Below are 13,308 nucleotides of genomic sequence, written 5' to 3'. Positions count from 1 at the left end.
TGGGTCTCCTGCATCTCCTCCGCCGAGAGGCCCTCTGACATTTGTCATGGCGAGCGATGACACCGCGCACTGCTCCCGGACGCCGGCCGCGGGGACGCTGGAGTCATGGACTACGAACGCGTGATTGAGGTCACAGATCTCCGGCGTGTCTACGGGGGCGGGTTCGAGGCGGTCCGCGGAATCACCTTCTCCGTGGCCCGCGGGGAGATCTTCGCGCTGCTCGGCACCAACGGCGCCGGAAAGACATCGACGGTCGAACTGCTCGAAGGACTCGCACCGCCGGACGGGGGCCGGGTACGGGTACTGGGCCACGACCCGCACCGGGAACGGGCCGCCGTCCGCCCGCGCACCGGGGTGATGCTCCAGGAGGGCGGCTTCCCCTCCGAGCTGACCGTCGCCGAGACGGTCCGGATGTGGGCCGGCTGTACGACCGGAGCCCGGCCCGAGGCCGAGGCGCTCGGCCTGGTCGGGCTCGGCGGCCGGGCCGACGTCCGGGTCAAGCAGCTCTCCGGCGGCGAACGGCGCCGCCTCGACCTGGCACTCGCGCTGCTCGGCCGGCCCGAGGTGCTGTTCCTGGACGAGCCGACCACCGGACTCGACGCCGAAGGCCGCCGGGACACCTGGGAGTTGGTGCGCACCCTGCGCGACGACGGGACGGCCGTCCTGCTCACCACGCACTACCTGGAGGAGGCCGAGGACCTCGCCGACCGGCTCGCGATCCTGCACGAGGGGCGCATCGCGGCCACCGGGACACCGGGCGAGGTGACCGCCGGCCGGCCCGCGCGGATGTCCTTCGAACTGCCCACGGGCTACTTCCTCGGGGACCTGCCGCCGCTCGCCGGCCTGGGCGTGTGCGGCCACGAACTCGACGGAAGGTTCGTACGGCTGCGGACCCGCGAGGTGCAGCGGACCGCTGCCGGGGTGCTGGGGTGGGCCGAACGGACCGGGGTCGAACTGCACCGGCTGGAGGTGCGGTCCGCCTCACTCGAGGAGGCGTTCCTGGGGATCGCGAAGGAGACGGCCGCATGAACACGATGGTCACGGCGCGGCTGCGCGCCCTCTCCCGCGCCGAGCTGCTCCTCTTCGGCCGCAACCGCAGCGCGGTCCTCACCGCACTGCTCGTGCCGCTCGCCCTCCCGGTCACGGTACGGCCCGCGCTCGACCAGTTCGACCTCAAGGAGAAGGGGCTGAACGCGGGCACGCTGATGCTGACCGCGGCGATCGGCTTCTCCTTCCTCTTCGCCGTCTACAGCTCACTGGTCGGCGCGTTCGTCGCCCGCCGCGAGGAACTCGTCCTCAAGCGGCTGCGCACCGGTGAGCTGTCCGACGCGGAGATCCTCACCGGCACCGCCCTGCCCGCCGTCTGCCTCGGCCTGGCCCAGGCGCTGCTGCTGGCCGCCGGCTGCATGGTGCTGCTCGACACGGGCGCGCCCAAGGCGCCGTACCTCACGCTGCTCGGGCTCCTCCTCGGCCTGCTGCTCAGTGCCGCTCTCGCCGCGCTCACCTCGGCCTTCACCCGGACCACCGAGAGCGCCCAGGTCACCGCGCTGCCCCTGCTCTTCGTCTCCCTGCTGGGCTCGGGCATCGCCATGCCCGCGGACACCCTGCCCCACCGGGTCGCCAAGGTCTGCGAACTCCTCCCGCTCTCCCCGGCCGTCCGCCTGGTCCGGGCCGGCTGGACCGGAGAACTGGGCGCGGGCCAGGCCCTGACCACGGTCCTCATCGCGCTGGCCTGGACCCTGGTCGCGGTGTTTGCTGTACGGCGGTGGTTCCGCTGGGAACCCCGGCGCTGAGGGAAACGCCGCGGGAAGCGAGCCGAGGAAAGCGAGAGGAACGAGGGGAACGGGAGCGGGATGAACGGGGCAGCAGGCGGCTGGTGGCGGGAGAAGACCACTCCCGCCAAGGTCGAGACATACACACGGTGGTCGTTCCACTTCTTCGCGGTGATCGAGGTCGCGGCGCTCGGACTGCCGGTGTTCGCGCAGGCCGGGCCGGGGGTCGCGGGCTGGCTGATGGCGATGGTCGTCGTCCACGCGCTGCTCTGCGCGGTGACCGCCTCCCGGGCCCTGGACTGGACCCGCGGCCGGCGGGGGCAGCCGGTGCGGCTGCTGTGGGCGCTCGCGGCGGCGACCTACGTCTTCGCCGTCGCCGCCCTCGTCCTGCGCAGGTACGGGTCGGGGCCGGACGTGGACGCCGCAGGCAGCAGCGTCTTCACCGGGGTGCTGGCCTTCGGCGCCGGGACCATGGCGATCGGGGTGCACAACCGGAAGCGGGTGCTGTCGCTGGTCGCGGGCTTCGCCTGCGGGGCAGGGGCGGTCGCCTTCCCGCTCGGCTACCCCCCGGTGGCCGCACTGTTCACCGCGTTCGTGGTGTTCCTCGGCGGCGCGTTCCTCGCCTTCACCTCGATCTTCTCCCTCTGGCTGCTGAACGCCGTCTACGAACTCGACGAGGCCCGCGAGACCCGGACCCGGCTCGCCGTCGCCGAGGAACGGCTGCGGTTCGGCCGCGATCTGCACGACGTCCTCGGCCGGAACCTCGCCGTCATCGCCCTCAAGAGCGAGCTGGCGGTCCAGCTGGCCCGGCGCGAACGGCCCGAGGCCGTCGAGCAGATGATCGAGGTGCAGCGGATCGCGCAGGAGTCGCAACGGGAGGTACGCGATGTCGTACGGGGCTACCGGGACGCCGACCTGGGCACCGAACTCGCCGGTGCGCAGGGCGTGTTGACGGCGGCGGGATTCAGCTGCGAGGTGACGGGCGACGCCACAGGACTGCCCGCCGAGGTCCAGTCGGCGCTCGGCTGGGTGGTGCGGGAGGCGACCACCAACGTGCTGCGGCACGGGGACGCGGGACGGTGTGTGGTGGGGCTGCGGATGCGGGAGGGATGCGTGGTGCTGACGGTGGAGAACGACGGGGTCGTGGTGCGCGGGAGCAAGGGGGGCAGCGGGTCCGGGCTGGCCGGGCTGCGGGAGCGGCTCGCGGTGGTCGACGGGACGCTGGAGGCCGGGCCGGTCGGGGCGGACGGGTTCCGGGTGGTGGCCTCGGTGCCGCTGTCCGGTCGCACGAAGGCCGATACGAGTGTGAGTGGAGTCACTTCATGACGTCTCCGGTACGGCTGTTGCTCGCGGACGACGAGCATCTGATCCGGGGTGCGCTGGCCGCGCTGCTCGGTCTCGAGGACGATCTGGTCGTCGTCGCGGAGGCGGCGAGCGGACCCGAGGCGCTGGCCATGGCGCAGGCCCACCGGCCCGATGTCGCGGTGCTGGACCTGCAGATGCCGGGCGCCGACGGTGTGAGGGTCGCCACATCGCTGCGGGCCGAACTGCCCGGCTGCCAGGTGCTGATCGTCACCGGGCACGGGCGGCCCGGCCATCTGAAGCGGGCGCTGTCCGCCGGAGTGCGCGGGTTCGTCCCGAAGACGGTGAGTGCGCAGCGGCTCGCCGAGATCATCCGGACCGTGCACGCGGGAAACCGGTACATCGACCCGGAGTTGGCCGCCGACGCGATCTCCGCCGGGGACTCGCCGCTGACCGCGCGGGAGGCGGAGGTGCTGGAGCTGGCGGCCGACGGGGCACCGGTCGCGGAGATCGCCGAGCGGGCCGCGCTGTCGCCGGGGACCGTGCGGAACTACCTCTCCTCGGCCGTCACCAAACTCGGTGCCGAGAACCGTCATGCGGCAGTGCGTCTCGCGCGGGAGCGAGGTTGGGTATAGTTGCTCTCGCGCCACGGCGCATGCGGACGTAGCTCAGTTGGTAGAGCGCAACCTTGCCAAGGTTGAGGTCGCGAGTTCGAGCCTCGTCGTCCGCTCGGGACAAGACCCCGGTCCACTGGACCGGGGTCTTTTTCGTACCGTCAGCTCCAGCTCTGGCCGGTCAGCCGCTCGTACGCCTCGATGTACTTGGCACGGGTCGACTCGACCACCTGCTCCGGCAGGGCCGGCGGGGGCTGCTCGCTCTTCCGGTCCCAGCCGGACTCGGCCGAGGTCAGCCAGTCGCGCACGTACTGCTTGTCGAACGACGGCTGGGCGCGGCCCGGCTGCCATGCGTCGGCCGGCCAGAAGCGGGACGAGTCCGGGGTGAGGACCTCGTCGGCGAGGACCAGGGTGTCGTTCTCGAAGCCGAACTCGAACTTCGTGTCGGCGAGGATGATCCCCCGGTCCCGGGCGATGTCCCGGGCCCGCCCGTACACCGCGAGGGTGGCCTGGCGCAGCTGGGCGGCGGTCTCGGCGCCGACCTGGCGGGCGACCTCCTCGTACGACACGTTCTCGTCGTGCTCGCCGACCTCGGCCTTGGTGGCCGGGGTGAAGATCGGGGCGGGCAGCTCGGAGCCGTCGACCAGGCCCTCGGGCAGGGCGAGGCCGCAGACCGTGCGGGACTCCTGGTACTCGGCGAGACCCGAGCCGGTGAGGTAGCCGCGGGCCACGCACTCCACCGGGAGCATCTTCAGGGACTTGCAGATCAGGGTGCGGCCGGCCCAGTCGGCGGGGGCGCCCTCGGGCAGCTCGGTGCTGATGACGTGGTGGGGGACCAGGTCGGCGAGCTTGTCGAACCACCACAGGGAGAGCTGGGTGAGCACCCGGCCCTTGTCGGGGATCTCGGTCGGCAGCACCCAGTCGTAGGCGGACAGGCGGTCGCTGGCGACCATCACGAGGTCTCCGGCCGCGTTCTGGTACAACTCGCGCACCTTGCCGGTGTGCAGATGCACCAGACCCGGCACCTCCACGGGCTCGGGCTTTTCGACGAATCCGGACACGGTTCCTCCCCGTGGTTCTGTACAGGTGCCCTCGATTCTCCCGTATGCCGGGTTGCGCACGGACAGCGGGGCCGCGCGGACACCTGTGCGCATCAGTCGTGCTTGCAGATGCGGTCCAGGAGGTTGGCGGTGGCGCGCTGGACACGGGGGTCGATGTGGCCGGGGCGGTCCAGGGCCGGGGACCAGGCGAAGGTGCCGGCGGCGAAGACCAGGGCGCCGGAGGGGGCGCGGTAGAGAGAGGTCTCCTGGTGGCGCAGGACGCCGTCGTTGTCCGTGTAGGGGGAGTGGGCGAGCAGGATGCGCTCCTCGTGCTCCGGCAGCGCGGTGCGCGGGAAGTACCGGTCGGCCTCGCCCGCCACCAGGCCCGGGAGTTCGTCGCCCTCGTGCGCGCCCGTCGCCTCCCAGAGCCAGTGCCCGGCGTTGCGCACGATCAGGGGGTTCGGCTCGGGCACCCGGCCCGCGTACTGGATGCCGACCGTCTGCTGTTCGGGCCGGTCGATCTCGCGCCAGAGCGCGGGCTTTCCCGGGCCCCTGCGTTTTCGGCAGGTCAGCAGCCGGTCCGCGACCCCGGACGGCGACGGGCCCAACTCCACCTGCCAGTACATGGTGTTGGCGGAGAGGAAGACGAGGCTCGTGCCGCTGTCCCGGGCCAGCTCGACCGTGCGGCGCATCTGCGGCGACCAGTACTCGTCGTGGCCCGGGAAGACCAGGCCCCGGTAGCGGGTCGGGTCGACGCGGCCGGCGTGCAGGTCGCGGGCGTCGGCGTAGGCCAGGTCGTAGCCGTAGCGCTCGGCCCAGCGGATGAAGTCGTAGGCGTGGCCGACGTGCAGGGGCAGGCCGGCGCCCGCGTACGGGCGGTCGAAGGAGACGGTGGTCGCCGCGTCGGCCTCGCCGAGCAGCCGCCCCCGCTCGTCCCAGGCGTGGTAGAGGCTGGCGCCGGTACGGCCGTCCTCGGGGTAGAGGTTGTACGCCTGCCAGGTGATGTCGGGCAGGAGCAGCAGCAGGTCGGCGGGATGGTTGTCGCGGATCGTGAAGGGCACGTGGGAGCGGTAGCCGTCCGCCGTGGTGAGCACGGCGACGTACGCGCCGATGCTCCAGTACGACGGGACCTGCAGCCGCCAGGACAGCCACCAGTGGTGGCAGGAGACCGTGCGGTCGGCGGCCAGCGGCGGGGGCTGGACGATGCCGGACAGCCGGGGGCTGGTGGTGATCTTCGATGCGCCGTCGCCGCCGTAGTGGCCGATGCGGTAGATGTCGACGCTGAACTCCTGCGGCGGGTCGACCGTGATGTGGAAGTCGACGGCCTCGCCCGGGGTCACCGCGCCGGTCGAGGTGAACCCCTTGATCTGACGGTGCACGTCGTCCGCCGAGCGCGGGCCGCCGACGGCGGTGCGCGGGGCCGGGACCCGGGGGTTCTCGCCGGTGGGCTGTGGCCGGCTGGGGTCCACGTACCAGGGGACGACGTGACCGGTGTCGTCGAAATAGGTCTCGCTGCCGCGCAGCCAGGGAACGGGACCCTGGCCGAAGGGGTCCGTGACGGCGTGCGCAAGTGCTCCCGACTCCCAGCGGCGGATGTGGTCCGATGCCATGGTGGCTCCCCTCCCTCGTGCCCCCGTGAAGTGTGCTGATACGAGCCGAAATGCGATGTGTGCGTGCGGTGCGGTTCTGTGTCGTGCGGTGCGATGTCGTGCGGTGCGGTGCGGCGTCCTGCTGTGCTGAGCTGAGCCGCGCTGAGCCGTGTCGCGCTGGACTGTGGCGTCTGTCTTATGTCGGATGCGCTTGCCACTTCCGCGAACGGTCCCAGCACATCACATAACGCACGCGTACAGTCACGGTTCGTTGCGAATTTGCCTGAAGTGGAACACTTTGCTCCGCTAAAGCGTCGAAAAGCCGAGGTCAGGCCAGTCGAACCGGTTTCTCGGGACGTATTCCGGATTCGACCAGCCAGGCCCGCAGCGGGGCCGGGTCTCCCTCCTCGATGAGGCTGAGGACTCTGGGCGTCAGGTCGGCGGCCCGTTCGCCGTCGACCAGCAGGGCCGGACCGTCGAGCCAGTCCAGGCCGGGGGTGGCTCCCGCGGTGTCCACGGCCGCGCAGCAGACCATCGCCTTGACGTGGTCGGCGAGGAGTTCGCGGGCGGTGCGCGGGGGCTGGAGCGGGAAGAGGGGCAGCGCCCCGTCGTCCCACAGGGGGCTGACGGGGCCGCCGGAGCCGCCCTGGCCGGTGGCCGCGGGGCAGCCGGGGCGCGCGGTCTCGGCCGTGCTCGCGTGCGCGCCCTCGTGCTCCTCGCGGGCGAGGGCCGCGGTGAGGCCGGCGGCGAGCGCGGCGCTGCGTTCCGTGCCGGTGGGTTCGTCCGCCTCCGGTTCGTAGCCGGGGGTGTGGGGGACGTCGTCGTGGCCGGGGGTGTGGGGGACGTCGTCGTGGCCGGGGGTGTGGGGGACGTCGTCGTGGCCGGAGGACGTGCGGGAGTCGTCGCCGTAGCCGGAGGCGCGAGGGTCCTCGTCGTAGCCGGAAGGCGTGCGAGGGTCGCCGTCGTGGCCGGACGACGTGCGGGAGTCGTCGTAGCCGGAGGTGCGAGGGTCGCCGTCGCACCCGGAAGACGTACGGGAGTCGTCGTACGCCGGGGGGTACCGGCGGCTGCCGGGGGCCGTCGGGTCGGTCAGGTGGTCCAGGACGCGGGCCAGGGTGGGGCCGCCGGGGTCGGGGGCGCCGGGGTCGAGGGTGGCGCGGACGCCGAGGGCGTCCAGGACGCGGTGCAGGCGGGCCGCCTCGGTGCGCCAGGTGCGGTCGACGACCTCGTCCGGGTACTCCTGCCAGGCAACCGGCGACCAGTCCGGACCCGGCTCGGCGGGGCCGCCGTGGAAGAGGCGGGCGGCGAGCAGCGAGGCGGCCTCGTCCACGAGCCCCGGCTCCTCCAGCAGGTCGCAGGCGGGCCGCTCGCCCAGCCGGGAGGCGAAGCCCTCGGCCAGCCGGTCGCGCCGGGACAGCTCGGTGAGGGCCGCGACCACGCCCGCGTCCAGCCGGGAGGGCCACCGGCCCATCCGCCAGGCGGGCAGCGCGACCCGGGTGAGCAGCCGGTCCCAGCCCGCGTAGGCGAGGCCGACCTGTTCCTGGGCGACGATCCGCAGGCCGTAGTCGACTGCCTGGGCCCGCTCGGCCGCCGCGGCGGCGACCCCTCGCTCCATCAGCGCGGCATGCTCCCGGCAGCCGCGCAGCAGCAGCCGGGCCACCCATGCGATGCCCGCGCACACCAGGCGGGTGGCCGGGCGCCGGGCGGGCGCCGCGGAGACCGCCACCGCCGCGTCCAGGCCCCTGACGAACCGGCGGGCCGCCGCTATGTCCGGGTGCGCCGAGGGTCCCGTACCGGCGACGACCGGGGCGAGGACCGCGCGGAGCTCACCGACGCGCATCCACCACAGGAACGGGGAGCCGATGACGAGGACGGGTGCTGCCGGGGTACGGCGGTGCAGGCCGGGGGTGCCGAGCTCGTCGCCGCTCTTGGGCGCGGGCGGGCCGTGGGCCGGGTGGGTGCGGTCCTCCAGCCAGCTGTCGCAGTCCGGGGTGAGCGCTATGGCGGAGGGCGCCGGCACGTCGAGGCGGTCGGCCAGGTCGCGCACCATCCGGTACAGGTCGGGAGCGGACTCCTCCGGGATCGCGACCGTGGGGCTCACGGCCGGGCGGGCGCGGGCCACGACCAGGGCGACGCCGGCGGCGGCCAGCAGCACGAGGACCGCGAGGGCGCCGACGACCCAGCGGGCGGTGTCCCAGCCGCGGCCGACGAAGTGGCCGGTGGAGCCGCCGGCCAGCAGGATCACCGTGGCCGCCGCGGGCAGCAGCGCCACGGCCAGGGCCCGGCCGCGGATGCGCAGCACGGCGAGGGCCCGGGTACGCGCCGCCTGCGCTCCCGCCTCCGCACCGATACCGGTACTGGTCACGTCCGGACCTCACCCCCTCCCTGCTGTCCTCGGCCTGTCCTGGCTGTTGCTCACTCCCCCACTGTGGCACCCGCCACCGACATCGCAATGCCGGTGGGCCAAGTGCCGGAACGCCTGCGCCGCACCCTAGTTGGGGCCTCGGCCCCCGTCAGCCGGATACGGCATCGGTCACTCGATGGAATGGCTTTGGTCAGAGGTGATCGACAGACAGCAACGATCAGGCCCCGGATTTCGGTATCCGGGGCCTGATCAGGAAAGGGTCGCTGGAAGCGAAGGGAAGCGAAGGGAAGCGAAGGGAAGCGAAGGGAAGCGAAGGGCGTCAGGCCTCCTGGACCTGCTCCGCCGCCTTCGCGGCGATGTCCGTGCGGTGCTGGGAGCCGTCGAGGCCGATCCGCGCCACCGCGGCGTACGCCCGCTCACGGGCCTGGGCCAGGTCCGCGCCGGTCGCCGTGACGGAGAGGACCCGGCCGCCCGCGCTGACGATGTCGTCGCCGGCCCGCTTCGTCCCCGCGTGCAGGACCCAGGCGTGCGGCGCGTCCTCGGCGGCGATGGCGTCGAGGCCGGTGATGGGGTCGCCGGTGCGCGGGGTGTCCGGGTAGTTGTGCGAGGCGACGACGACGGTGACGGCCGCGTCGTCGCGCCAGCGCAGCGGCGGCAGGTCGGCGAGCGTGCCGTTCGCGGCGGCGAGCAGGACACCGGCCAGCGGGGTCTTCAGGCGGGCGAGGACCACCTGGGTCTCCGGGTCGCCGAAGCGCGCGTTGAACTCGATGACCCGCACGCCGCGCGAAGTGATCGCGAGGCCGGCGTAGAGCAGCCCGGAGAACGGGGTGCCGCGCCGCCGCATCTCGTCGACGGTCGGCTGCAGAACGGTCTGCAGGACCTCGTCGACGAGCTTGGGGTCGGCCCAGGGCAGGGGGGAGTAGGCGCCCATGCCGCCCGTGTTCGGCCCCTGGTCGCCGTCGAGGGCGCGCTTGAAGTCCTGCGCGGGCTGGAGCGGGAGGACCGTCTCGCCGTCGGTGATCGCGAAGAGGGAGACCTCGGGGCCGTCCAGGAACTCCTCGATGACGACGCGCTCGCAGGCGGCGGCGTGCGCCTTGGCGGCGTCGAGATCGTCGGTGACGACGACGCCCTTGCCGGCGGCGAGACCGTCGTCCTTCACGACGTACGGCGCGCCGAAGGCGTCCAGCGCCTCGGCGACCTCCTCGGCGTTTGTGCAGACGTACGAACGGGCGGTGGGGACTCCGGCCCCCGCCATCACGTCCTTGGCAAACGCCTTGGACCCCTCGATCCGCGCGGCCTCCCCGGAGGGGCCGAAGACCGGGACACCCGCGTCGCGCACGGCGTCGGCGACCCCGGCGACCAGGGGGGCCTCCGGGCCGACGACGACCAGGTCGGCGCCGAGTTCCAGGGCCAGCGCGGCCACGGCCCCGCCGTCCAGGGCATCGACCTGGTGCAGCTCGGCCACCTCGGCGATGCCGGCGTTGCCGGGGGCGCAGTACAGCGCGGTGACGTCGGGATCGAGGGACAGTGAGCGGCACAGGGCGTGTTCGCGGGCGCCGCTGCCGATGACGAGGACCTTCACGGGGGCCAGCGTAGCCGGGCAGTCCGACTGGAGGTTCCTCCAAGGTGCCTCGGCCGAGGAGTGGCCGCCCGCTGAGCCGACCCCCTCTCGGAGGCTGCCGCCCCCAAAACCCCCACTTCGGCCTGAACGGCCTCGTCCTCAAACGCCGGGCGGGCTGGGGGGTGGCGGCTCTTCAGACGACGGCTCCAGGAGGCCGATGGGAGCCTCGCTTCGCTACGCCGGATCCGCTGCGCAACCCAGGGGCGCGGGGAACTGCGCGGGCAACCCCCACGGGCCCGCAGCCGCCCATCTGCCAGGCGCAGGCAGCCCGGTGAAAGGCTTCGCATCGCTGCGCCGGACGCGCTGGGCACCCCAGGGGCGCGGGGAACTGCGCGCGCAACCCCCACGGGCCCGCAGCCGCCCGACAAGCCGCCGCCGCCCGTCTCCCAGGCGTCGGTGCCCGCCCCGCGTCACTCGTTCTGGATCTCCTCCATCACCGTCGCCCCCAGCTCCTTCACGATCAGCTCGTGGCCGGAGAGGGCCGACTCGTCGAGGTCGGGGTCGTCCTCCTCCGGGATGTCGTCCTCGGGGGACACCGGCGGCGGTTCCGGCGCGGCGGGTGCAGGGGCCGCTGCCCTCGGGGCGGGCGGCGGGGTGCTCTGGGCCGGGGCCGCCGCCGGAGCCTGCTGGACGGGCGCCGGGCGGGCCGGGGCCGCGGGGGCCGGGCTGCCGTAGCCGGACGCCGCGGGCGCGCCGCCGTACCCCATGCCGACGGGCGGCGCCGCGCCGCCACCGCCCGTCGGGTCGACGACCGCCTCGATCCGCCACTGCACGCCGAACTGCTCGCCCAGTGACTGCCGCAGCACGTCCTCGCTGCCACTGCTCGCGAAGTTGTCGCGGGCGCCGGCGTTGACGAAGCCGATCTGGAGAGTGGTGCCGTCGAAGCCGACGACCTGGGCGTTCTGGCTGAGCAGGATCCAGGTGAAGCGACGGCGGTTCTTCACCGCCTCCAGGATGTTCGGCCAGAGCACACGGGGATCGAGGCCACCGGGAGGGGCGGCGGCGGGTGCCGGGGCCGGAGCGGCGGCAGGGGCCGGCGCCGGGGAGGCCGCCGGGGTTACCGGGGGCGGCGGGGCCTGCTGGGGCGCCGGAGCGCCGCCGCCCGTGGCCGCGGCCGTGGGCCAGCCGCCGGGGCGACGGGCGCCGCCGCCACCCGCGGGCGCAGCCGTCGGCCAGGCACCGGGCGCGGGAGCGGCCGGAGCGGCCGGAGCGGCGGCGGGAGGCGGGGTGGGCGCGAAGGGCTCCGGCGCAGGTGCAGGTGCGGGCGCAGCCACCGAGGACGGGACGGGAGCGGGAGCCGGGGTCGGGGTCGGTGCCGGAGCCGGGGTCGGGGTCGGTGCCGGAGCGGGGGTCGGGGTCGGTGCGGGAGCGGGGGTCGGCGCCCCTCCCCCCCGTACGGCCGCCCGGGCCGCCGCCGGGCCTCCTCCCTGCTGCACAGGTGCCGGAGGCTGCAGGTGTGCCTCGGGTCCGGGGACGTACCCCATGGCGGGCGCACCGCCCCCGCCCGAGAAGTTGACGCCCCGCTCCAGCCGGTCGAGGCGGGCCATCACGGACCGCTCGTCGCCGTACGCGGCCGGCAGCAGCACGCGCGCGCAGATCAGCTCCAGCTGGAGGCGCGGGGAGGTGGCGCCGCGCATCTCGGTCAGCCCCTCGTTGACGAGGTCGGCGGCGCGGCTGAGCTCGGCGGCGCCGAAGGTGCCGGCCTGGGCCTGCATCCGTTCGAGCACGTCGGCGGGGGCGTCGAACAGCCCCTTCTCCACCGCGTCCGGCACGGCGGCGAGGATCACCAGGTCCCGCAGCCGCTCCAGCAGGTCGGCGACGAAGCGGCGCGGGTCGTTGCCCCCCTCGATGATCCGGTCGACGACCTCGAAGGCGGCGGCGCCGTCCCCGGTCGCGAAGGCCTCGACCACGGAGTCGAGCAGCGATCCGTCGGTGTAGCCGAGCAGCGAGGTGGCCATGGCATAGGTCACGCCCTCCTCGGTGGCCCCGGCGAGCAGCTGGTCCATGACGGACATGGAGTCACGCACGGACCCGGCACCGGCGCGCACGACGAGCGGGAGCACGCCGTCCTCGACGGGGATCTGCTCCTTGCCGCACACCTCGCCGAGGTAGTCCCGCAGCGTGCCCGGCGGCACCAGCCGGAACGGATAGTGATGGGTCCGCGACCGGATGGTCCCGATGACCTTCTCGGGCTCGGTCGTGGCGAAGATGAACTTGAGATGCTCCGGCGGCTCCTCGACGACCTTGAGCAGCGCGTTGAAACCGGCCGACGTGACCATGTGGGCCTCGTCGATGATGTAGATCTTGTAGCGGCTGGAGGCGGGCCCGAAGAAGGCCTTCTCCCGCAGCTCACGGGCGTCGTCCACACCACCGTGAGAGGCCGCGTCGATCTCGATGACGTCGATGGATCCCGGGCCGTTCCTCGCCAGGTCCTGGCAGGACTGGCACTCCCCGCACGGGGTCGGCGTGGGCCCCTGTGCGCAGTTCAGGCACCGCGCCAGGATCCGCGCGCTGGTCGTCTTGCCACATCCGCGCGGGCCGCTGAACAGGTACGCGTGATTGACCCGGTTGTTCCGCAGCGCCTGCTGCAGCGGGTCGGTGACATGCTCCTGCCCGATGACCTCGGCGAACGACTCCGGGCGATAGCGGCGGTACAGCGCGAGAGACGACACGCATACGAGGTTATAGGCGCCCACTGACAACCCACCCCGCCGAAGGCTCCCACCCGGGGAACGCAAGCGCCCCCCACGCACCCGCCAGAGCCAACCTACCCTTGCTGCCTTCCGGCCCTGGGGGAGTTCAGTCAGATAGCGCCGCGTGAGGGGCTCCGCACAGAGTACCCGACGTCAGCAGCTCAGAACGAGTTCGCGAGCACTCCTCTCGGTCATGTAATGTTCCCAGCGGAGGATTCGCCTAGAGGCCTAGGGCGCACGCTTGGAAAGCGTGTTGGGGGCAACCCCTCACGAGTTCGAATCTCGTATCCTCCGCCATTGCTCTCACCGGGC

General features: G+C 73.4%; 9 protein-coding genes, 2 tRNA genes and 1 other RNA gene. 6 read left to right on the top strand and 6 right to left on the bottom strand.

Features of this window, described 5'->3' with window-relative positions:
- The first annotated feature begins 105 nt into the window (after positions 1-105).
- From AB0D74_RS05870 to AB0D74_RS05850, 5 genes are all read left to right on the top strand, one after another.
- Positions 106-1,029, top strand: coding sequence for an ABC transporter ATP-binding protein (locus AB0D74_RS05870; RefSeq protein WP_362580912.1), 924 nt, complete (start codon positions 106-108; stop codon positions 1,027-1,029).
- Complete coding sequence (locus AB0D74_RS05865; RefSeq protein WP_362580910.1) at positions 1,026-1,793, top strand: ABC transporter permease; 768 nt, start codon at positions 1,026-1,028, stop codon at positions 1,791-1,793. The genes AB0D74_RS05870 and AB0D74_RS05865 overlap by 4 nt, the downstream gene beginning before the upstream one ends.
- Before the next feature lie 60 nt (positions 1,794-1,853).
- Positions 1,854-3,098, top strand: coding sequence for a histidine kinase (locus AB0D74_RS05860; protein WP_362580908.1), 1,245 nt, complete (start codon positions 1,854-1,856; stop codon positions 3,096-3,098).
- Positions 3,095-3,709, top strand: coding sequence for a response regulator transcription factor (locus AB0D74_RS05855; protein ID WP_362580906.1), 615 nt, complete (start codon positions 3,095-3,097; stop codon positions 3,707-3,709). The genes AB0D74_RS05860 and AB0D74_RS05855 overlap by 4 nt, the downstream gene beginning before the upstream one ends.
- 22 nt (positions 3,710-3,731) lie before the next feature.
- Positions 3,732-3,804, top strand: a tRNA-Gly gene (locus AB0D74_RS05850).
- A 45-nt stretch (positions 3,805-3,849) separates the two neighbouring features.
- Here the strand turns inward: AB0D74_RS05850 and AB0D74_RS05845 are convergent.
- The 6 genes from AB0D74_RS05845 to ffs all read right to left on the bottom strand — a co-directional run bounded on the left by AB0D74_RS05845 (position 3,850) and on the right by ffs (position 13,133).
- The gene (locus AB0D74_RS05845) at positions 3,850-4,749 is read right to left on the bottom strand and encodes a phosphoribosylaminoimidazolesuccinocarboxamide synthase (protein ID WP_362580904.1); all 900 of its coding nucleotides are present in this window, start codon (positions 4,747-4,749) and stop codon (positions 3,850-3,852) included.
- Between the two features lie 92 nt (positions 4,750-4,841).
- Positions 4,842-6,338, bottom strand: coding sequence for a N,N-dimethylformamidase beta subunit family domain-containing protein (locus tag AB0D74_RS05840; protein ID WP_362580902.1), 1,497 nt, complete (start codon positions 6,336-6,338; stop codon positions 4,842-4,844).
- Between the two features lie 307 nt (positions 6,339-6,645).
- A complete protein-coding gene (locus tag AB0D74_RS05835; RefSeq protein ID WP_362580900.1) occupies positions 6,646-8,682 on the bottom strand; it encodes a hypothetical protein in 2,037 nt (678 codons plus the stop codon).
- A 319-nt stretch (positions 8,683-9,001) separates the two neighbouring features.
- Entirely contained in the window at positions 9,002-10,264 is a 1,263-nt protein-coding gene (purD, locus tag AB0D74_RS05830) for a phosphoribosylamine--glycine ligase (protein WP_362580898.1), read from the bottom strand.
- A gap of 449 nt (positions 10,265-10,713) precedes the next feature.
- Positions 10,714-12,975, bottom strand: coding sequence for a DNA polymerase III subunit gamma and tau (locus AB0D74_RS05825; protein ID WP_362580896.1), 2,262 nt, complete (start codon positions 12,973-12,975; stop codon positions 10,714-10,716).
- 59 nt (positions 12,976-13,034) lie between these two features.
- An RNA gene (ffs, locus tag AB0D74_RS05820) (signal recognition particle sRNA small type) lies at positions 13,035-13,133 on the bottom strand.
- Between the two features lie 72 nt (positions 13,134-13,205).
- On the opposite strand from ffs, the gene AB0D74_RS05815 reads away from it, so the two are divergent.
- Positions 13,206-13,293, top strand: a tRNA-Ser gene (locus AB0D74_RS05815).
- Positions 13,294-13,308 lie beyond the last annotated feature (15 nt).

Source organism: Streptomyces sp. NPDC048278, assembly GCF_040652195.1.
In the GTDB taxonomy this organism is placed as follows: domain Bacteria; phylum Actinomycetota; class Actinomycetes; order Streptomycetales; family Streptomycetaceae; genus Streptomyces.
This window is presented reverse-complemented; position numbering and strand designations above follow the sequence as displayed.